Annotated in this window: 22 protein-coding genes and 1 other RNA gene; 13 read left to right on the top strand and 10 right to left on the bottom strand. The window is 69.6% G+C overall.

Annotated features, from left to right (window positions below; genetic code table 11):
* Positions 1–10: 10 nt before the first annotated feature.
* From OS889_RS06290 to OS889_RS06280, 3 genes are read right to left on the bottom strand one after another with little or no spacing between them, the layout of a single operon-like run.
* Entirely contained in the window at positions 11–1,039 is a 1,029-nt protein-coding gene (locus OS889_RS06290; protein ID WP_372388282.1) for an aldo/keto reductase, read from the bottom strand.
* Positions 1,040–1,093: 54 nt separating this feature from the next.
* A complete protein-coding gene (locus OS889_RS06285; RefSeq protein WP_372388280.1) occupies positions 1,094–1,489 on the bottom strand; it encodes an OB-fold domain-containing protein in 396 nt (131 codons plus the stop codon).
* Positions 1,486–2,640, bottom strand: coding sequence for a thiolase family protein (locus OS889_RS06280; RefSeq protein ID WP_372388279.1), 1,155 nt, complete (start codon positions 2,638–2,640; stop codon positions 1,486–1,488). Before OS889_RS06280 ends, OS889_RS06285 begins: the two co-directional genes overlap by 4 nt.
* A gap of 109 nt (positions 2,641–2,749) precedes the next feature.
* Between OS889_RS06280 and OS889_RS06275 the strand changes: the two genes are divergently transcribed.
* From OS889_RS06275 to OS889_RS06265, 3 genes are all read left to right on the top strand, one after another.
* Positions 2,750–3,172, top strand: coding sequence for a DUF7548 family protein (locus tag OS889_RS06275; RefSeq protein WP_372388277.1), 423 nt, complete (start codon positions 2,750–2,752; stop codon positions 3,170–3,172).
* A gap of 78 nt (positions 3,173–3,250) precedes the next feature.
* Positions 3,251–3,561, top strand: an RNA gene (ffs, locus tag OS889_RS06270) — signal recognition particle sRNA.
* A gap of 125 nt (positions 3,562–3,686) precedes the next feature.
* The gene (locus tag OS889_RS06265; protein WP_372388276.1) at positions 3,687–5,399 is read left to right on the top strand and encodes an HVO_2922 family protein; all 1,713 of its coding nucleotides are present in this window, start codon (positions 3,687–3,689) and stop codon (positions 5,397–5,399) included.
* A gap of 27 nt (positions 5,400–5,426) precedes the next feature.
* Here OS889_RS06265 and OS889_RS06260 read toward each other — a convergent pair whose 3' ends face one another.
* The 3 genes from OS889_RS06260 to OS889_RS06250 all read right to left on the bottom strand — a co-directional run bounded on the left by OS889_RS06260 (position 5,427) and on the right by OS889_RS06250 (position 8,337).
* Positions 5,427–6,581 (bottom strand): DUF4382 domain-containing protein, encoded by a 1,155-nt coding sequence (locus OS889_RS06260; RefSeq protein WP_372388274.1) that lies wholly within the window; start codon positions 6,579–6,581, stop codon positions 5,427–5,429.
* 127 nt (positions 6,582–6,708) lie between these two features.
* Positions 6,709–7,497 carry a DUF2797 domain-containing protein gene (locus OS889_RS06255; protein WP_372388273.1) on the bottom strand — a complete coding sequence of 263 codons (789 nt, stop codon included), beginning with the start codon at positions 7,495–7,497 and terminating at the stop codon, positions 6,709–6,711.
* A gap of 87 nt (positions 7,498–7,584) precedes the next feature.
* Positions 7,585–8,337 (bottom strand): SIMPL domain-containing protein, encoded by a 753-nt coding sequence (locus tag OS889_RS06250; RefSeq protein WP_372388271.1) that lies wholly within the window; start codon positions 8,335–8,337, stop codon positions 7,585–7,587.
* Positions 8,338–8,502: 165 nt separating this feature from the next.
* Here OS889_RS06250 and OS889_RS06245 point away from each other — a divergent pair, with 165 nt between their 5' ends.
* The 7 genes from OS889_RS06245 (at position 8,503) to OS889_RS06215 (ending at position 14,429) form a co-directional block, all read left to right on the top strand.
* Entirely contained in the window at positions 8,503–9,072 is a 570-nt protein-coding gene (locus OS889_RS06245) for a tRNA (cytidine(56)-2'-O)-methyltransferase (RefSeq protein WP_372388269.1), read from the top strand.
* Positions 9,073–9,131: 59 nt separating this feature from the next.
* Complete coding sequence (locus OS889_RS06240) at positions 9,132–9,659, top strand: transcription factor (protein WP_372388268.1); 528 nt, start codon at positions 9,132–9,134, stop codon at positions 9,657–9,659.
* Positions 9,659–10,336 carry a DUF2110 family protein gene (locus tag OS889_RS06235; protein ID WP_372388266.1) on the top strand — a complete coding sequence of 226 codons (678 nt, stop codon included), beginning with the start codon at positions 9,659–9,661 and terminating at the stop codon, positions 10,334–10,336. The genes OS889_RS06240 and OS889_RS06235 overlap by 1 nt, the downstream gene beginning before the upstream one ends.
* Before the next feature lie 37 nt (positions 10,337–10,373).
* Positions 10,374–11,171 carry a DUF5803 family protein gene (locus tag OS889_RS06230; RefSeq protein ID WP_372388265.1) on the top strand — a complete coding sequence of 266 codons (798 nt, stop codon included), beginning with the start codon at positions 10,374–10,376 and terminating at the stop codon, positions 11,169–11,171.
* Between the two features lie 86 nt (positions 11,172–11,257).
* Positions 11,258–11,956, top strand: a complete 699-nt coding sequence (locus OS889_RS06225) for a competence/damage-inducible protein A (protein ID WP_372388263.1) — start codon at positions 11,258–11,260, stop codon at positions 11,954–11,956.
* Between the two features lie 256 nt (positions 11,957–12,212).
* Positions 12,213–13,271, top strand: a complete 1,059-nt coding sequence (locus tag OS889_RS06220) for an ATP-NAD kinase family protein (RefSeq protein WP_372388261.1) — start codon at positions 12,213–12,215, stop codon at positions 13,269–13,271.
* 126 nt (positions 13,272–13,397) lie between these two features.
* Entirely contained in the window at positions 13,398–14,429 is a 1,032-nt protein-coding gene (locus tag OS889_RS06215) for a PhoU domain-containing protein (RefSeq protein WP_372388259.1), read from the top strand.
* A gap of 5 nt (positions 14,430–14,434) precedes the next feature.
* Here OS889_RS06215 and OS889_RS06210 read toward each other — a convergent pair whose 3' ends face one another.
* Positions 14,435–15,589, bottom strand: coding sequence for an LEA/WHy family protein (locus tag OS889_RS06210; RefSeq protein WP_372388257.1), 1,155 nt, complete (start codon positions 15,587–15,589; stop codon positions 14,435–14,437).
* Between the two features lie 107 nt (positions 15,590–15,696).
* Here OS889_RS06210 and OS889_RS06205 point away from each other — a divergent pair, with 107 nt between their 5' ends.
* The 3 genes from OS889_RS06205 to OS889_RS06195 all read left to right on the top strand — a co-directional run bounded on the left by OS889_RS06205 (position 15,697) and on the right by OS889_RS06195 (position 16,666).
* Positions 15,697–15,888, top strand: a complete 192-nt coding sequence (locus OS889_RS06205) for a DUF7525 family protein (protein ID WP_372388255.1) — start codon at positions 15,697–15,699, stop codon at positions 15,886–15,888.
* A gap of 62 nt (positions 15,889–15,950) precedes the next feature.
* A complete protein-coding gene (locus tag OS889_RS06200; RefSeq protein WP_372388253.1) occupies positions 15,951–16,175 on the top strand; it encodes a DUF7123 family protein in 225 nt (74 codons plus the stop codon).
* Between the two features lie 59 nt (positions 16,176–16,234).
* Positions 16,235–16,666 (top strand): SRPBCC family protein, encoded by a 432-nt coding sequence (locus OS889_RS06195; RefSeq protein ID WP_372388251.1) that lies wholly within the window; start codon positions 16,235–16,237, stop codon positions 16,664–16,666.
* A 279-nt stretch (positions 16,667–16,945) separates the two neighbouring features.
* Here the strand turns inward: OS889_RS06195 and OS889_RS06190 are convergent, their stop codons facing one another.
* From OS889_RS06190 to OS889_RS06180, 3 genes are all read right to left on the bottom strand, one after another.
* Positions 16,946–17,749: an RIO1 family regulatory kinase/ATPase domain-containing protein gene (locus OS889_RS06190; protein WP_372388249.1), complete on the bottom strand. Its 804-nt coding sequence runs from the start codon at positions 17,747–17,749 to the stop codon at positions 16,946–16,948.
* 84 nt (positions 17,750–17,833) lie between these two features.
* On the bottom strand, positions 17,834–18,271 hold the full coding sequence (locus tag OS889_RS06185) for a universal stress protein (RefSeq protein WP_372388247.1): 438 nt from the start codon (positions 18,269–18,271) through the stop codon (positions 17,834–17,836).
* A gap of 132 nt (positions 18,272–18,403) precedes the next feature.
* Positions 18,404–19,480 (bottom strand): actin-like salactin, encoded by a 1,077-nt coding sequence (locus tag OS889_RS06180; protein WP_372388246.1) that lies wholly within the window; start codon positions 19,478–19,480, stop codon positions 18,404–18,406.
* Positions 19,481–19,502: the final 22 nt, after the last annotated feature.

Below are 19,502 nucleotides of genomic sequence, written 5' to 3'. Positions count from 1 at the left end.
GCGCGGCTCCTCAGCGGTGACCCCAGCGGCGGCCCTCCTCGTCGTAGCGGGCCTCGAAGATGCGGTCCCACTGGGCGTCGGAGAGGTCGACGTCAGCGGCGCCGAGGTTCTCCTCCAGTTGTTCGACGGTCCGGGCGCCGACGATCGGAATCACGGTCGCGTCGGGGTAGTCCATCAGCCACCGGAGCGCCACCTGCGCGGGCGAGACGCCCTCCTCGTCGGCGACCGCGCGGACCGCATCGAGGACGTGCCAGCCGCGCTCGGAGAGGTAGTAGTCGCTGAAGCGGTCGTCGAGGGACGCCCGCGACCCGTCCGGGGCGATCACGTCCGTGGGATCGCCGGAGTCCGCGCGCTCGTACTTGCCGGTGAGGAAGCCGCCGGCCAGCGGCGAGTACGGGCAGACCGCCAGCCCCTGGTCGCCGCAGACGTCGAGGTACTCCTTCACGTCCTCGTAGTAGCCGGCGTGGAACAGCGGCTGGGTGACCTCGAAGCGCTCCCAGCCGTTGACCTCGGACTTCCACAGCGCCTTCGTGAGCTGCCAGGCCGCCATCGTCGAGGCGCCGAGGTAGTTCACTTTTCCCTCCTCGACGAGGCGGTCCAGCGTCGACAGCGTCTCCTCGATCGGCGTCTCCTCGTCCCAGCGGTGGATGTAGTAGAGGTCGAGGTAGTCGGTGCCGAGCCGGTCGAGGGTGCCCTCGATCTGTTCTCGGATGTGCGTCCGCGACAGCCCCGAGCCGTTGGGGTCGTCGGGATCGAAGTCGAAGTAGACCTTCGAGGCGACGACGTACTTCGAGCGGTCCCGGCCGGCGAGCCAGTCGCCGATCCACTCCTCACTGCGGCCGCTAGGCGTGCCGTAGACGTTCGCGGTGTCGATGAAGTTGCCGCCGCGGTCCGCAAAGGCGTCCAGCAGGTCGTGGGCCTCGCCCTTCGTCGTCTCGACGACGCCGTCGGTCTCGCGGCCGAAGCGCCACGTCCCGAAGCAGAGCTCCGAGACCTTCGTGCCGGTCGAGCCGAGCCGCCGGTAGGAGAGATCACTCATACGCGAACCGACGCGCGGGGACGTGAAAAGCGTGCGTGCCGGAGTCCCGGCGACCTACTCGACGGGCTCGAACCGGAAGCCGTCCCACTCCTGGCTCTCGGGCTCGCGGATGCCCGCCTCGGGGTCGCGGAGCTCCTCGCAGTACACCGGCTCGACCGCGTCGCCGACGTCGACCTCGTCGGTCGTGACCTGACCGATCGCCCGAACGGGCTCGCCGTCGACGTCGAACTCGACGATGGCGATCGTGTTCGGCTCGCGGACGCCCGGCGGCGTCGCGGTCGACGTCGTCCAGGTGACGACCTCGGCGGTGTACTCGCTGAGGTCGACCGTCCCGGTCGGCTCCTCGCCGCCGGGGCCGTACGGGTGGCCCGGGTAGGTGATGCTCCCGTCGGGGTAGCGGTACGCCTCCATCGTCGGTCCGTCGCTCGCGTCCTCGGTCTCCTGGCTCATACCTGTCCCTCCAGAATCGTGGTCGTCACGCAGTTCCCGAAGCCGCCGACGTTGCAGGCCAGTCCCGTCTCGGCGTCGACCTGGCGGGGGCCGGCCTCGCCGACGACCTGCTTGTAGATCTCGTAGACCTGCGCGACGCCGGAGGCGCCGAGCGGGTGGCCCTTCGACTTGAGACCTCCGGAGGTGTTGATCGGGAGGTCGCCGTCGCGGTCGGTGACGCCCTCCTCGACGGCCTTCCAGCCCTCGCCCTTCTCGAAGAAGCCCAGGTCCTCGGACTGGAGGAACTCCAGGATGGTGAACATGTCGTGGAGTTCGGCCACGTCGACGTCGTCCGGAGAGGCATCTGCCATCTCGTAGGCCTGCTCGGCGGAGTTGACGACGCCGCCCATCGTCGTCGGGTCGGCGCGCTCGTGGACGACGTGGGTGTCTGTCGCGCCGCCGATGCCCGAGACGACCGCGTACTCGTCGGTGTACTCCCTCGCGACCGACTCGGGACAGAGGAGGAGCGCCGCCGAGCCGTCGGTGATGGGACAGAAGTCATAGAGCCGGAGCGGGTCGGCCACGATCGGCGACTCAAGCACCGTATCGAGGTCGACCTCCTTCTGAAATTGGGCGTGAGGGTTGTCGACGCCGTTCTTGTGGTTCTTCACCGCGACCTTCCCCAGGGCCTCGCGGGGCGCGTCGTACTCGTTCAGGTAGTGCCGCGCGGTGAGCCCCGCGAAGGAGGGGAGCGTGATCCCGTGTTTGTACTCGACGGGGTGGGTGAGCGAGGCGATGACGTCGGTCGCCTCGGCCGTCGAGCGGTGGGTCATCTTCTCGCCGCCGACGAGCAGCGTCATCTCGGAGGCGCCCGACGCGACCGACTGCCAGGCGGCGTAGACGCCCGCGCCGCCGGACGAGGAGGTCTGATCGATCCGCGCCGTGTAGGCGGGGACCGCCGAGAGGTCGTGTGCGAGGGCGTTCGGAACGCCGGTCTGGCCCTCGAACTCGCCGCTCGCCATATTCGAGACGTACAGGTGGTCGACGGCGTCGGCCGACACCCCAGCGTCCCGGAGGCAGGCGCCTCCGGCCTCCGCGAGCAACCCGCGGATCCACTCCTCGCGTTGCCCGAACTGGGTCATCGACGCGCCGATGATCGCTACGCGCTCCATAGTCGGACACGAGAGGGCGACGGCTTACTCGTTTCCCTTTCGGTCGGTTCCGCTCGGGTCCGCGAGCGCCTCTCGAAGCGCTTACACCGCCGCCCGTCCCACTGCCGATATGAACCTCGGCCTCGACTCCCTCGCGCCGAAGGTCGGCGCGGTCGTCTGCCTCCTGCTCGCGGGGGTCGTCTTCGCGCCCGCGCTCGTGGTATCGGCGCCCGGCTCGGGCGTCGCGGAGTACTACGCCGCCGGCCCGATCGGCGTCTCGATCGTCGGCGTGCTCGCGCTGCTCGACGTCGTCGTCTTCCTCGCGGGCGCCCAGGAGCGGTCGGACCCCGCGACCCTCTCGGGCGTCGCGCTCGTCTCCGGGCTCGCGATGGTGCTCTTCTCGCTCCTCTGGGCGCTGGCGATCGACCCGACGCTCCTCTTCAGTTTCCCCGCGGAGTACGCGTGGCTGGAGACCCACCGGTGGGTCGTCGTCACGGGCGCCGCCGTCGCCGCCATCGCGGCCGCCAGCTACGCCCGACGGGTCCTGAGCTGACCATCCGCACCCGCACGCCGTCCGTCGATCGGGTGATCGAGGAGTCGAAAGCCCCTTATGTGGCCCCGGCGTACCTCGGGATGGACTAGGTCGGGCAGCTAGGCCCTGCTCTCCACCCGCGACTTTGGCCTTCAGCGGGGACCGAACCCGGGGGCGTCCGGTCAGACCGGCGCGGGCCCCGGAAGCCAACGTCGAAGCCTCGTCCTTCGGGGACGGCGGTCAGCGGACGCCGGCCGCAGGGTCGGTCTCCCGCGGTTCGTCGTCGGTACCCCGTCAGGCGCGGAAGCGAGCAGCGGACCGACGGACGTTCGTCGCTCGGAGGATCGCGGGGTGGAGGAGGCGACCGGGATTCCCCGTGCCGGAACGCCGGGCAATCCCGCTGTCCACCATTCATTCGGCATCGACTCCCGAGCCGCGGCTCCGTCGAACGCCCGCCGAGCGCCGCGGCCGCGACGGTCTGACCTGTCCCCGAACTATAACTACTCGCTCGGCGATGTATCCCTCGTGGTCGATAATGAGTGATTCGGACGACGGCACGCTTCCGCGGTGGTATCGACGGGGAATCGGACGACCCGAGACGACCGACGAAGTCCGCGGCTACTGGCTGTTCGCTCTCGGGGCCGTCCTTGGCGTGCTCGGCCTGGTGTTGTTCCTCCCGAGCCGGGTGGCGAGCCCGCTCCGGGAGTGGGCGATCGTCTTCGCCGGGGTGGGGCTCGCACTGGTGCTGGCGGGCCCCATCATCCGACTCCCGTTGCGAGAGCGAGCCACCCGCCTGACGTACGTCGGGCTGGCCGTCTGTTTCGTCGCCGTGGTCTGGTTCCTGATCGCGTTCCCCGACGGGTGGACGCGGTCCAGGTGGGTGTGGATCATCGGCCTGTACGCGCTCGGGGCGATCGTGATCGCGGCCGCCGGGGTGTTCGTCCCGCTCGTGACCCCGAGTGCGACGGCGGCCGCCGAGTCCGAGCGGGAAGCGCTGCGTGAGGAGGTCGACGACCTCCGCACCGCGCTCGAAGACGCGGGTGTCGAGGAGGCCGAGGCGGCGGAGACGATCGAGCGGCTCCGCGAGCGCGAGGCCGATCTGTCGGCAACGGTCGAACAACTCCGCGAGGACGTCGCGGGCGTCGAGGCCGACGAGGCCGACCTCGCGGCGCGGCTGCGGTCGCTGCGGTCCAGCAGCGCCCAGTTCGAGCTCTACGAGGATCAGGGCGGCGAGTACCGCTGGCGGCTCCGCCACCGCAACGGCAACGTCATCGCGAGCAGCGGCGAGGGGTACACGGCGCGCCACAACGCCCAGAAGGGGATGCAGAGCGTCCGCCGGAACGCCCTCGGCGCGACCGTGCTGTTCCTCGAAGACGAGTCCGAACTCCCCGAGGCCGACGAGGAGTTCGACCCGGTCGAGGAGGCCGAAAGCCAGGCCGAGTTCGAGCTCTACGAGGACCGCGGCGGCGAGTACCGCTGGCGACTCCGCCACGAGAACGGCAATCTGATCGCCGAGAGCAGCGAGGGCTACACCCGGCGGCGCGACGCCAAGCGCGCGATGGACCGCGTCCGCGAGTACGTCGGCGGCGCGGACTACCTCCGGTTCGACCCGACGGCGTTCGAGACCTACCGCGACGCCGCCGGCGCCTGGCGGTGGCGGCTCGTCCACCGGAACGGGAACGTCCTCGCGGACTCCGGGGAGGGCTACACCCGACGGCGCGACGCGAAGCGGGCGATCGACCGGATCCGCGAGGGGATCGACGACCTGTCGTTCGAGCGGTACGAGGACGCGGCCGGCGAGTACCGCTGGCGGCTCAAGTCGGCGAACGGCCAGATTCTCGGGGACTCCGGGCAGGGATACGCCGACGCCCGCGGCGCCGACGAGGCCGTCGACCGCGTCCGGGAGTACGCGCCCGAGGCGCGGGTGCTCGACGTCGGCGAGGCCGCCTTCGAGATCTACGAGGACCGCGGCGGCGAGTACCGCTGGCGACTCCGCCACCGCAACGGGAACATCCTCGCTGACTCGGGCCAGGGCTACGCCGAGCGGCGGAACGCCCGCGAGGGCGTCGAGAGCGTCAAGCGGAACGCGCCGAACGCGGAGCTCGAATCTGCGGACGAGGCGGACGACGCGGGCGATGGCGAGGGTTCAGACGACGGCAACGGCGCAGAAAACGCGGAAGGCGCCGGCACCGACGCCGACGCTACCGGGGAGACCGAAGAAGAAAGGGAGGACGGGTCGGGCGGCTGAGGCCGCCCGCGATCAGACTGTCCGCGGTCAGGCCGTCGCGGTCTGCTGGCCGTTCGATTGTCCCTGGTCGGATCCGGCCTCCGAGTCCGAATCCGAATCGGACTCCGACTCGAACTCGATTTCGACTTCGCCTTCCATCTCGCCTTTCGTCACGCTCACGGAGAGCTCCTCGGCGTCCTCGGGGACGGGGAACGTGATCGTGCCGTCCGCGTCGGTCGTCCCGACCGCCTCGTCGTTGACCGACACGGAAGCGTTCGCGACCGCGCTCCCGTTCCGCGTCACGCTGAGCGTCGCGTTCTCGCCGCGGGTGACGTTCCCGACGAAGCTGGCGTCGAGCGCCCGGCTCTCGCCGTCGGGGCGATCGGCCGCCTGCTCGCCGCGCTCGTCGTCATCGTCGTCTTCGTCCTCGTCGACCCGGTCGATCTCGACGTCCGTCCCGGACTCGGAGATCACCGGCTTCAGGATGTACTTCCCGCTCTGGCCGGCCTTGATCGCGGTGATGTCGAACACGAAGTCGACCTCCTCGCCGGCACCGACGGTGAACTCCGAGTTCAGTTGGAGCTTGCCGCTCGGGAGCTTCACGCGCTGGTCGCTCCCATCCTTGAGCGTCCCCTCGACGCCGGAGACGTAGACGAACACCTTCTCGTAGGTGCCGTTCGGGACGTCGAACGACGACAGCTGCGTCGCGTTCGCGCCCTTGAGCCGCGTCAGGTCGACCGTGCGGTTGTCGACCTCGTATTCGATCCACTCGGACTCGCCCTCGTCGTCGGCGTCCTCGCCGTCGTCCATCTCCTCGGTGGACGCGGCCGACGTGACGGTCACTTCCGTCTCGGTCTCGTTCGCGTCGTCGTCGACCTCGGTCTCGGTTTCGGTGTCGTCACCGTCCTCGGACTCGTCGGATTCGTCGGCGTCGTCGGACTCGTCGGCGTCATCCTCGCCCGCCGGAAGCAAGCCGACGCGCGTGATGGTGACGTTCAGGTGCTCGAAGTCGTCGATGTCGTTCCGCTGGTCGCTGATGTAGAGGTTCACCGTGCCGCCGCTGCCGGAGCTGCTCGTCGACTCCATCGCCGTGGCGGTGCCGTCGGTCGCGACGTCCCCGCCGGAGCCGGTGGTGCCGGCCGAACAGCCGGCGACGAGCACCAGCGCCGCGACGAGGACGGTCGCGATTGCGTTGCGGTTCATTGCGCTCGGAGGGAGGAGCCGAACGATCATTTATACAGACGGTCGTGGCACCGGATTCAGTCGGATTTAGGCCGTTTAATTCGGGTACAGCAGATCCCGGTCCGGTAACGCCCCGTTAACGGCGTTCTCATCCCCACGCGCCCAGGCTGGCCTGCACGTCGCGGGTGGTCGCCTCCGGCGCGGCCTCGTAACCGACCAAGTCTCGAAGGTCGACGGCGTAGGTGCTCCCCGCGTGATCGAGGACCAGGAGGCGACCCTGGACGCCCCGGACGACGCCGGTGGCGATCGTCTCGGCGACCGGTCGGTCCCGGAGGTCCAGGCCGTAGGAGAAGCGAAAGCGGTCGTCCTCGTCGACGCCGAACTCGGAACAGAGCGCGTCCCAGGCCGCCTCGTCGACGTCGCGGTGGAGGCCGGCGCGCTTCGTGGGGACGCGGATGCGATCGGGGATCTCCTCGGCGATCTCGGCCTCCCGCTCGCGGGCGATGCGGCCGTCCGGGACGACCGCGAGGAGGGCCCCGCGGTCGGCGCCCTGCTCGCGGAGCCGGGTTTCGAGGCGCCACTCCTTCGTCACGCCCACCTTGAACGCGTCGGGCGCGAACGCCGCGAGATAGATCGCGTGCGGCTCGACGCAGTCCATCTCGTCTTTCAGGCAGATGCCCGTACACTTGGCGCAGACCCACGTGGAGGCGTGTTGCGGACAGTGAGGCGCGGTCGGCTCCGGACAGGGGACGTGGCCGTCGTCGGTGACCGCCCCCGCGCAGTGGCGCTCGCCGAGGGAGTAGGCGAGTTCGGTGCCCGACTCTAAGGAAACGAACTCGACGTCGGCGGACGCCCCGGGATCGGTTTCGGTATCGTCCGAGGAGGCGTCGCTGAGGAGGAGCCCCGGACCGCCCGTGTCGTAGCCGACGAACTGCACGCCCGCGGCTACGCGGCGGGCGGGTAAAAGCCGTACCGTTCGGACGGCGGAACCGTGCGACCGGCGGCCGTCGACCGTCGACGCCGATCAGGCGGCCGTCGCGTTGTAGACGACCTGCACGGTCGCGACGACGTCGACCGGACCGCTCTCGACGTCGCTGCCGACGTTCCCGGCGGGCGTCGACGTCGCGGCGTATTCGAGGTCGACCGGGCGCGGCGAGTCGCCCTCGACGCGGACGACGTGGACGCCGGTGATCGTGAGGTTGGCCGCTTCGGCCACCGTTTCGGCCTTCTGCCGCGCGTCGGCCATCGCCGACTGGCGCGCGCTGTGTTCGAGTTGCTTGCGGCGGTCGGCGGCGAGCGTGAAGGAGACGTCGTCGACGTTCGTGGCGCCGTTCCCGACCGCGGTGTCGATGACCGCGCCGACCCGGTCGACGTCCGAGAGCGTGATCTCGAACTCGTGGGTCGCGCGGTACTGGACCCGCGGCTCCGCGCCCTCGCGCCGCGGCGGCCGGTAGTCGCGGCCGATGTCGTAGTACTGGGTCGTGACCTGGTCGTCGGTGAGGCCCATCCCCGAGAGGGCGTCTCGCATCCGCGAGACGTTCTCGGCGAGTCGCTGCCGGGCGGTCACGGCGTCGTCTGCGGTCGCGACCACGCCGACGCGGACGACCGCGCGGTTCGGCTGTCCGCTGGCGCTGCCGACGCCGGAGACCTCGATCGTGCTTCCAGCCTGGGACTGGGACTGCGGAGCGTCCGCGGCGGAGCCCGAGAGGGCGCCCGAACAGCCCGCGAGCAGGACCAATGCGACCACGCCGACTGCGGCGAGTGCGCGTCGTGGCATACGCGACGATTCGACACCGACACAAAGTGTTTCGTGGTGGCTCAAACGATCGTTTGAATTTGGGTCGCCGAGCCGACGGCCGACCGAGACCGAGTCCGAGACCGAGACCGGGACCGGGAGCGAGCCATCCGAAGCCCCTTAGCCCCACGCCGTCTCGGTGGGGGTATGCAAGGCGAATCGGAGGTGGCCGTCCTCCGGTACGGCCACCGGCCCGGCCGCGACGACCGGATGACGACCCACGTGGGGCTCACCGCGCGGGCCCTCGGCGCCGACCGCGTGATCCTCCCGGACAACGCCGGGCAGTCCGAGGAGACGGTCGCGGACATCACGGGGCGGTTCGGCGGCCCCTTCGAGGTCGAACTGACCGCGGAGCTGGACGCGACCATCCGGGAGTGGCCCGGCGCGGTCGTCCACCTGACGATGTACGGCGAGCGGATCCAGGACGTCGCGGAAGAGGTGCGAGCGGCCCACCGAGAGGGGCCGCTGCTCGTGGTCGTCGGCGGCGAGAAGGTGCCCTTCGAGGTGTACGAACACGCCGACTGGAACGTCGGCGTCACCAACCAACCGCACTCGGAGGTCGCGGGGCTCGCGGTCTTTCTCGACCGGCTGTTCGAGGGGCGGGAACTGGACCAGGAGTGGCCCGGCGCCGACCGCCGCGTGCTCCCGCAGGCGCGGGGCAAGCGCGTCGTCGACGTGGATGGAGAGGAGGCGGCTCTAGACGCCGGCGACGAGTGAGTGCCCGCCGACCCCGCCATCCGCAACTTTAAAACGACTGAGCGGCGCAACTGTGCGTAATGGCTTTTGAGGAGCTGCTGAACGACCCGGTCATCCAGAAGTACCTCCACGAGCTGGTCGGGCCGACGGGGATGCCGGTCGCCGCGGCGCCCCCCGACGGCGAGGTGACAGACGAGGAGCTCGCCGAGGAGCTGGGTCTCGAGCTCAACGACGTCCGCCGCGCGCTCTTTATTCTCTACGAGAACGACCTGGCGGAGTACCGCCGGGTCCGCGACGAGGACTCCGGGTGGCTCACCTACCTCTGGACGTTCCACTACGAGAACATCCCCGAGAACCTCCGCGAGGAGATGGAGCGGCTGCTCGATGCGCTCGAAGAGCGGCTGGAGTACGAGCGCACCCACGAGTTCTACCTCTCCGAGCCCGCTGGCATCCGCTTCGAGTTCTCCGAGGCGATGGAGCAGGGCTTCCAGTGTCCCGAGACCGGCGCGCCGCTTGAGCCGATGGACAACGACGACATGGTCGAGGCGATGGAGCGCCGCATCGAAGAGCTCAGAGACGAACTCAACGTCGAGGTCCACAGCGACTGATGGTCGTCCTCGCGACCAAGTGCTACGTGAGCGGCGACGCCCGCGAGCGCGCGCTCGACAGTTTCGGCTCTCTGATAGACAACGAGGTCGGCGACCTCGACGTAGACTGGACGGTCGAGGTCCGCGAGGACGACTTCCTCGACGTCGCGCTCTCCGGCGAGGACGCGACCGTCGCCGCCAACGCCCTCGCGGAGACGTGGGGCGAGATCACCCCCGAGTTCGAGGCCGGCGAGACCTACGTCGGCACGCTCGAATCCTGGGACGAGGAGGGCTGGACCCTCGACGCCGGCAACGGGACCGAGATCCGGATCCCCGCCGAGGAACTGGGGCTCGGCGCGGGCACGCCCGTCCAGGTGCGCGACCGCTTCGGCGTCGTCCAGCACCTCCCGCTCCGGTTCGTCTACGGCGAGCCCTCGCGCCTCGCCGACGCCGAGCGCGACCGCCTCTACGAGTGGACCCGCGAGGAGGGAAGCGGCCGCGTCAACGTCAACAGCGCCACGCGGGGCGAGGTCCGCGCGACGGTCAACCGCGCGGGCCACGCGGCCGACATCGTTACGGTCGAGCGCCTGGGACTCCTAGAACAGAGCATCGTCTGTCCGGCGGACACCGACCCGCCGGGGCTGCTCGCCAGCATCGGCTCGTACCTCCGCTCGGAGCTGAAGTGCGTCCTGACCTGACCGCTCCGACGACGCACATCGACTACGGAAGGCTACTATGAACCGCCGACTCCTGCTCGCGACCGCTTGCCTCGCCCTCCTGGCCGCCACCAGCGGCTGTCTCGGGATCGGGACCGGCCCCGTCCCCCAGGACCGAATCGACAGCGACCCCGCGGCCAACTACACGTGGGAGTCCAACCGCACGGCCCACGTCACCATCCAGCCGAACACGCAGTTCCGCGCGGTGTTGCAGACGAACGGCACGACCCTCGAACTGTTCCGCCGCGACGGCTTCGGGGGGACGAACCCCCTCTCGGTGCAGGCGGTCCGCTATCGGTATCCGAACGGGACCGTCGTGACCGGCAGCGAGATCCGCGCCCAGGGCGGCGAGATCAGAACGACCCGCGACGAGACGATCGTCACGCTGCCCTCGGACGCGCCGCCGCGCGGCGGGGCGCTGGCGTTCACAAGCGGCGGGACGCCAAAGCGGTTCACCCTCCCGACGTACGTCGAGGGGACCTACGAGGTCGTGTTGCCGCCGGACCGCCGGCTCGACTTCCCCGTCTTCGGGCAGGTCAGGCCCGGGAACTACGAGACGTCGATCGACGAGGAGAGCCGGGTCCACGTGGTCTGGGACGAGCCGGTGACCCGCGAGACGGTCTCGGTGCAGTTCTACCTCCAGCGGGACCTCTACATCTTCGGCGGGATCGTCGCCCTCGTCGCGCTCGTCGGCGTCGGCGGCCTGCTGTACTACCGCCGGCAGATCCAGGTGCTGCGGGAGCAGCGCAAGGAGATGGGAATCGACGTCGAGACCGAGATCGACGACGACGACGGCCCGCCGCCGGGGATGCGCTGAGGCCGCGCGGGCCGCGCTCTCTCGGCCGGGCCACGCGCTCTCGACCGAGCCGCGCTCCTTTTGTCCGCCTCGGCCCAGGAGTCGGTATGCGCGTCGCAATCGTCACCGTCGGCGACGAGATCCTCGCCGGCGACACCGTAAATACGAACGCCGCGTGGCTGTGCGAACAGCTGACAGCCCGCGGCGTCAGCGTCGAGCGGATCACCACCGTCCCCGACGTCGTCGCCGACATCGCCCGCGTCGTCAACGAGTACCGCGCGGAGTACGACGCGGTCGTCGTGACCGGCGGGCTCGGGCCGACCCACGACGACGTGACGATGGAGGCCGTCGCCGCCGCCGTCGGCCGCGACGTCGAACCCCACGAGGAGGCCGAGCGGTGGCTGCGGGAGGAGGGCGGCTACGCCGCGGGCGATCTCGTCGACGGGACGACGGAACTGCCCGCACGAGCGCGGATGCTCCCGAACGACGAGGGCGTCGCCCCCGGCGCCGTCGTCGAGGGGATCTACGTGCTTCCGGGCGTCCCCGACGAGATGAAGGCGATGTTCGAGCGCGTCGCCGAGGAGTTCTCCGGCGAGCGCACCCACTCGACGGTCGTCGACGTCGACGAGCCCGAGAGCGAGCTCATCGACCGCCTCGGCGAGCTCCGCGAGCGCTTCGAGGTGACGGTCGGCAGCTACCCCGGCGAGTCGGTCCGGATCAAGCTCACTTCGACCGACGCCGACGAGGTCGAGGACGCGGCGGCGTGGCTGGAAGCGCGCGTGGAACTGACCGCGGACGAAGAGTAGGCGGCGAAGAGACGCGGCGAGACGGGATCAGCGGCCGAGCAGTCTGATCCAGACGACGACCATCGCGAGGCTCAAGAGCAGCACGACCGCACCGGTCTCCGCGATCGGGAACGGTTCGCCGGTGATTGCGAGCGGGAGCATACCACACGCTTCCGGGGCGGCGTTCTTAAGCGTTCAGTATCCGGCGTCGCGGTCGGCGGTCCGCGACCGATCGCCGACCGGCGGCCTTTTCCGCGCTTCGCCACTCGCTTCGGGTATGCGAATCGGGCTCGTCGTCAATCCGATCGCCGGGATGGGCGGCCGCGTCGGCCTGAAGGGCACCGACGGGAAGGTCGCGGAGGCCCGCCGCCGCGGCGCCGAGCCGCGGGCCCCCGACCGGGCGCGGCGGGCGCTCTCGGAGCTCGCCGACCGCGACGACGTCGACCTGCTCACCTGGGGCGGCGGGATGGGCGGAGACGTCGCCCGCGAGGCCGGCTTCGACCCGCAGGTCCTCGGTGCGCCCGAGGGCGACGACACCACGGCCGCCGACACGGAGCGAGCGGTGCGCGCGTTCGTCGACGCCGGCGTCGACCTCGTGCTGTTCGTCGGCGGCGACGGGACCGCCGCGGACGTCGCCGAGGCGCTGGAGGAAACCGAGACGCCGATGCTCGGCGTGCCCGCGGGCGTGAAGGTGTACTCGTCGGTGTTCGCGGTCTCGCCCGAGGACGCCGCCCACGTCGTCCGGACGTTCGAGCGGACCGAGCACCGCGAGGTGATGGACATCGACGAGGACGACTACCGGGAGGGAGAGGTCCACCCCGAACTCCGGGCGGTCCCGCTCGTGCCCGTCGCCGAGGAGTTGCAGTCCTCGAAGCAGCTGGGCGGCGGCAACGTGGAGGCGCTGGCCGAGGGCGTCGCCGACGACATCCGCGCGAGCGACAAGACCTTCGTCCTCGGGCCGGGAAGCACCGTCGGCGCGATCAAGGACGCACTCGGCTTCGACGGCTCGCCGCTCGGCGTCGACGTGTGGCGCGGCGGCGAGGTGCTCGCGCTCGATGCCACCGAGTCGGAGATTCTGGACGCGCTCGGCGAGGAGAACGTCATCGTCGTCTCGCCGATCGGCGGCCAGGGGTTCGTGTTCGGCCGCGGCAACCCCCAGCTGTCGCCCGCGGTGATCCGCCGCTGTGACCTCGAAATCGTCGCCTCCAGGTCCAAGCTCGACACCGTGGGCGAACTCCGGGTCGACACCGACGACCCCGACCTCGACGCGGAACTCCGCGGGTGGACGAAGGTCCGCGTCGGCCGGGTGGAACGGCGGATGATGCGGATCGCGTGAGCGACGGACGCCCGGACGACCCGAGGGTCCACACGCTTCCAACGGCATTTAACACCCACGGTAGATTTGTATAGATATAAGTAGCATATAGTGAGAATTAAGGTCAGTCGAAGCCAGTAGAGACGTATGGAGACACGTAAGGTCCAGCGGTTGGGCCCCTCGACGCTGGCGATGACCCTTCCAGCGGAGTGGGCCAAAGAGCACAACGTCGAGAAGGGCGACGAGGTCTCGCTCCGGATGGGGGGCAAGGGCACGCTGACGGTCCTTCCCGAGTCCGCGAGCCAGGAAGATTCCTCGGCGACGATCCGCGCCGACGGCCTCGACGCCGACTCGCTCGAACGCGCGATCGTCGCCCAGTACGTCCTCGGGCGGCGGGTGATCCACATCGAAAAGAGCGACGGCGCGCTCGACTCCGAGCACATCAACGCCGTCTACAAGGCCGAGACCCAGCTGATGGGCCTCGGCGTCATCGAGGAGACGCCCGACCGGATCGCCATCCGGTGTTCCGTCGATCCCGAGGACTTCACGCTGAACAACCTCCTCGAACGGCTGGAGAACACCGGCAGCACGATGCGCGGCGAGGCGGTCAAGGCGCTGGCGCACGGCAACACCGACCTCGCCCAGCGCGCGCTGAACCGCGAGCGGCAGGCGAACAAGATCTTCGTCCTCCTCCTGCGCCTGATCTTCACCGCCTACCAGAACCCCAACCTCGCGCGGGCGGTCGGCCTCGAATCGGGCTTTCCCCTCATCGGCTACCGCTCGGTGGCGAAGAACCTCGAACTCACCGCCGACAACGCCGAGGACATCGCCAACATCGTAATGGACGCCGACGGCCACACCCTCGACATCGACTCCGGGACGATGCGGCGGATCCGGGAGTTCACAGACCAGGTCGACGAACTCACCAGGACGGCGGTGCAGTCGGTCGTCGAGCGCGACTACGACAAGACCGTCGAGTGCCGGACGCTGTTCCGCCAGCTGCGGGACCGCGAACAGGAGATCCTCGACGATCTCCCGGAGATGGAGAACAACGAGCTGTTGCAGGTCCGGGAAGTCCTCGTCAGCCTCCAGCAGACCGCCCAATACGCGATGCGGAACGCCGAGATCGCCGCGAACCTCGCGCTGAACGAGGAGTCCGAACACGTCACGATCGGCTGAGATACCTACCCGATCTCGATCAGCCCGCCGTCGGTCGTCGTAGTCCCCGAATCGCCGCTCGTCGCGGTCGGACTCGGAGTCGCCGTCTCGGTCGAATCGGGCGTCGGCGCGGCGGTCGGCGTCGGCGACGCGGTCTCGGTCGCCGCGTCGTCACTCGTCCCCTCGGATAGCGTCGCGGTCGCGGTCTCCGACGTCGCCGTCCCGTTCTCGCCCGTCGGTTTCGTGCCGAAGATGTCGGTCTCGATCGTCCGCGTGTAGGTCAGCGAGTCCAGCGGGACCCGAATCGCCGTGGTCGACAACTCCAGGCGCGCGGCGAACTCGATCCTGAGGTCCGTCACCTGATTCCGTTCGAGGTGGGTCACCCACCACTCGTCGATCCGGTCGTTGCGGATCGACACCGTCGCCTCGACGGTCCGCGACGACTTCGGGGGGATCACGTACTCGGAGTCGGTCGTGCCGTTGCCGACGGCGACGTCGTTCATCGTGATGTCGTAGCCGAGCTGGGAGACGCCGATCGGGTACGGCTTGGGGTTGTAGACGACGAAGTCCAGCCGCATCGGCGTCTCGGCGTCGGTGACGGTCCCCCACTGCGCGCGCGTCTCGTTCACGTAGAGGACCGGATCCGAGACGAAGGGCCGGTTCGCGTTCACGGGCCTGGTCTCCGAGGAGTTGAACTGCGAGAGCAGGTCCGTCTCCACCTGCCGGGTGACGTTCGGCGGGTCGACCGTGCTGCCGAGCGTCGACGACTCCACCGTGGTATCGACAGTCACGGTCGTCCGCTCGCCGTTGCGGACGTGTGAGACCCACCACGGCGGGATCCGCTCGTTCCGCGCGGCCGTCCGGAACGGGACGGTGGTGTTGCCGGTGCCGACCTGGAGCCCCTCCTTGACGCCGCTGGCCAGCGAGACGTCGTTCAGGCGCACGTCGTAGTCGACGGTGAGGCCGCCGAGCGAGACGCCGATCGGATTCGGATTCGACACGACGAGGTCGGTCTCGACGACCGTGGTCGTCTCGTTCACGGGGCCGAAGCGGTTCTCGACGCCCGCGACGGAGGGGACGCCCACGACTCCGGCCGCGAACGCGCCGCCGACGAGGAGCGCCACGACGAGCAGCGCGCCGACGACGGTCCGGAGCCGGCCGAAGACCAGGAGCGATGGCATCGTCTCTCCGGAGCGGACCGGCCCTAAAGATGCTGTCGGAGAGGCCGCCCGCGGGGGCGGCGGCCGGAGTCGTATGAACTAAGTCGCGACCGGTCGACCCACGCAGTATGGAGACTGCTTCCGCTACCACGGACAAGGGATTCGGCCTGACCGTCCTCTTTTCTATCGTCGCCCTGTTCGGCGTCGCCGGGATGTTCGCCGCGGGGCTGACCGGGGCGCAGCTGCTCGCGGCCGTCGGGTTCGCCGTCGCCGTCGTCGCCGCGTCGCTGGCGGTCTCGGCGACGCACCTCTTCGGGTGAGCGCCGGCGAGCGTCCGAACGGACGAGAAGCTTAAGACCGGACCGTCCCTAGAGGGGGCGAGATGAGCGACTTCACCGAAGAGGAGCGACGGATCGTCGCCTACCTCCGCGAGAGCGTCGCCGCCGGTGAGCGCTACTTCCGCGCGAAGAACATCGCCGACGCCATCGGCCTCTCGGCCAAGCAGGTCGGCGCTCGCCTCCCGCGGCTCGCGGAGAAGTCCGACGACGTCGAGATCGAAAAGTGGGGCCGGGCCCGCTCGACGACGTGGCGCGTCACCCAGAGCTGACAACGGGTGAAACCGCCGCGATTCAGGGCCTTTTTTGTCTCCGCCGCCGAGGAGCGTGTATGACGGTACGCGTCCGGCGGGTCTTCGAGTTCGACGCCGATCCCGAGGCCGTGTGGGACTTCATCGCCGACCCCAGCAAGCGAGCGGACGCGATAAGCGTCGTCGAGCGCTACGAGGTCGACCCGGACGCCGGAACCGCGACGTGGCACGTCCGGCTCCCGATCCCGCTCGTGAACTCGACCGCGAGGGTCGAGACCGAAGACGTCACCCGCGACCCCCCGAAGTACGTCAAGTTCGTCGGGAAGTCCTCGGTGCTGCGCGTGACCGGCGAGCACACGATCGAGCCCACGGAGGGCGGCACGAAGCTCGTCAACGAGTTCGTCGTCGACGGCCGCGTCCCCGGCGTCGAGGGCTTCTTCAAGCGCAACCTCGACGCCGAACTGGAGAACCTCGAACGCGCGCTTCGCCGGGCGGTCGAAGCCGACGCGTGAGGCCAATCGCGACGCGTGAGGGCGGCTCGGAGCGTCGGCCCATCCCGGTGGGTTTATTGACGTCGCCGCGCTATCTCCCATCGCCGACGACCGACGCTTTTCTCGTCGAAGTCGGCACACACCCGCCGCATCCGCCACAGTGTTCGGGGTCCGCTGTGGCCACGCGTTCAGCTCCCTCCTCCCGGAGAGGGAGACTGTGCGCCCACTCCCGCCACCTCCCTTCCGCGCTCCGGCCACGCCAATCCATTCGACTTCGACTTCGACCGGCCGGAGCGACCGCTACGGCGACGACGCGCGTTTGTCGATCTCGCCTTTCAGGACGGCGGCGTCGAAGTCGTGGTCGGGCCGGATGTTGACGAAGTCCAGAAAGCGCGCGGCGGCGAGGAGGTCTTCGGTCGAGAAGGCCGACTCCGCGGCGTCGACGGTGCGCTTGCCGCCGATCAGCGGTTCGAGCGCGCCGAGGGCGCACGCCAGGTCGTAGGCCTTGGCGTCGGGCGCGCCCTCCTCGCGGACGTTCGTGGCGTCGATGAAGTAGATCTCGCCGTCCAATATGAGGACGTTCTCCGCCCGGAGGTCGCCGTGGAGGAGCTCGTGGTCGTGCATCGTCGCGAGCGCCTCGAAGAGCGCCGGCGCGAGATCGGCCTCCGCCTCCTCGTCGAGTTCGTCGAGCGTCCGGAAGTCGGGGAGGTATTCGAGCACCAGGACGCCGAGGCCGTCGACCTCGAAGGCCTCGACCGGCTCGGGGGCGTTGAGGCCGACCTCGCGCATCCGCTCCGTCGCTTCGAGTTCGTGGCGGGCCATCTCGACCGGGGTCGCGAAGTGCTCGAAGAAGCCCTCCGTCCCCGAGGAGAACGCCCCGAGGTTCCGACCCGTGGTGAAGAGCGCGTGGACGATGGAGTTCTGCTGGGAGATGACCTTCACGAACCATCGGTCGTCGACGACCATCGGCGTCGACAGCCAGTTGTCGGCGTCGAGAAACCGCACGCGGACCTCCTCGCGGCCGTAGCGGTCGCGGATCTCGCGGGCGACCTCCTCCAGGCGGGACCACTCGACGCGCCCGCGCAGGAGGCGACGGAGCTCCATACCCCGAGATAGACCTCGGGGCGTATATATATCGCCCTCGGGGCGCCGCGGCCGCTCATCGAGCGACGCGACCCCGACGCCGCGCTACTCGTCGCTCGCGCGGACGGTGAGCACCGGGACCGCGGAACGGCGGACCGTCCGCTCGGTGACGCTCCCGAGGAGGTACCGCTCCAGGCCGGTCCGACCGTGAGTCCCCATCACGATCAGGTCGCAGTCGTTGTCGACGGCGTAGTCGACGACGACATCGTCCGGGATGCCGGGTTCGACAACGGTGACCGCCTCGACGCCGGCGTCGGCGGCGCGGTCGGCGATGGCCTCGACGACGGACTCCGCGCGCTCGCGGAGCGTCTCTTCGACCTGCTGGGGGCTGATCGCGGGTGCGCTGTGGCTCACGTCGCGGGAGTCGACGACCGAGAGGACGTGGAGCTCGGCGCCGTACTGCTCGGCGATGTCGATCGCGTGCTCGACCGCGTAGTCGGCGCAGTCGCTGCCGTCGGTCGGAACGAGGATGCGTTCGTACATACGCGAGGGTACGCCGACCCGCGGGGTAGTCGTTTGGGTGACTGCCAGGGAGTGAGAATCGACCGACGGAGTCCGTCCGCCGGGCGTCAGCCGTGGTCGATCAGCCGGTCAGTCGGTCTATCGATCAGTCGATCAGTCGATCAGCCGCTCGGCGATCCGGCGGGCGCCCTCGGCGGGCGCGAGGTCCGGCCGGTCGGCGGCGATGCAGTCGACGTCGCGGTCGAGTTCGGCCGAGAGGCGCTCTTCGAAGACGTCGACGATGCCGGGGATGCAGGCCATCCCGCCGGTGAGGACGATCGGCTTCGAGAGCGCGAGCTGGTAGGGCTTCATGTGGTCGTTCGCGAGCTGGGCGAGGAAGTTGTTCGCGACCTCGTCGACGGCGTCGTCGACGTAGTCCGAGAGCGGCTCCATCACCGAGCGCTCGATCGTGAACTCGTGGGCGCCGCCGCCGGGCTGCTGGATGACGTCCGTGAACGGCTGGAAGTCGTCGAAGTCGGCGTGTTCTTCCTTGTACTCGCGGGCGGTCGTCAGGTCGATGTTGACCCGGCCCTGGGTTTCTTCCTCGACGGCATTGGCGATCCGGCGGTCGACCTCGTTGCCCGTGACCGCGCCGGAGACGAACGGCGAGAGCTGTTCGCCGTGGCGGTACGCCGAGGCTTCGAGGTTCGTCGAGCCCATATTGACCGCGGCGAAGACCTCGTCGATCGCCTCCAGGTCGTCGCCGAAGGCCGGGATCGCGCCGCAGAGCGACTCGGGGAAGCTCCGGACGAGGGCGTCGCCGACGGGGCTCTCTTCGATCACGCGGTTGAGGTTCTCCAGGCCGGGCTCGTTGTCGATCGTCGGGATCGCGTAGACGACGGCGCTGTCGGCGTCGAGGCCCTCGCTCGCGACGACCTCGTTGAAGAACTTCGCGGCGAGCTCCGCGCGCTCGTCGTCCTCGGGGAGGCCCGAACGGAGCATATACTCCACCTTGTCGGGGTACTCCTGGGCGGCCTGTTCGCCGAAGAGGACCTGTTCCTCGCCCGTGAGGGCGTCCTCGAACGTGGCGAGGCAGGTCAGCGTCCGGACGGTGGTGACCTCGCCGTCGCGGACGTACTGGAGAACGGTTCGTGTGCTACCGAGCTTGACGCCTACCGGCGTCGGCCCTTCGGGCTCCGCTGCGCTGTCGTCCGTCTCGTCCTCGGACGGCGCGTCTTGTTCGTCGGCCATACCGGAACCGAGCGCCAACGGA

The sequence above is a fragment of the Halobellus sp. MBLA0158 genome (assembly GCF_041477585.1).
In the GTDB taxonomy this organism is placed as follows: domain Archaea; phylum Halobacteriota; class Halobacteria; order Halobacteriales; family Haloferacaceae; genus Haloquadratum; species Haloquadratum rubicundus.
The sequence above is the reverse complement of the archived record's forward strand: the minus strand, read 5'-3'. Positions and strand labels throughout refer to the sequence as shown.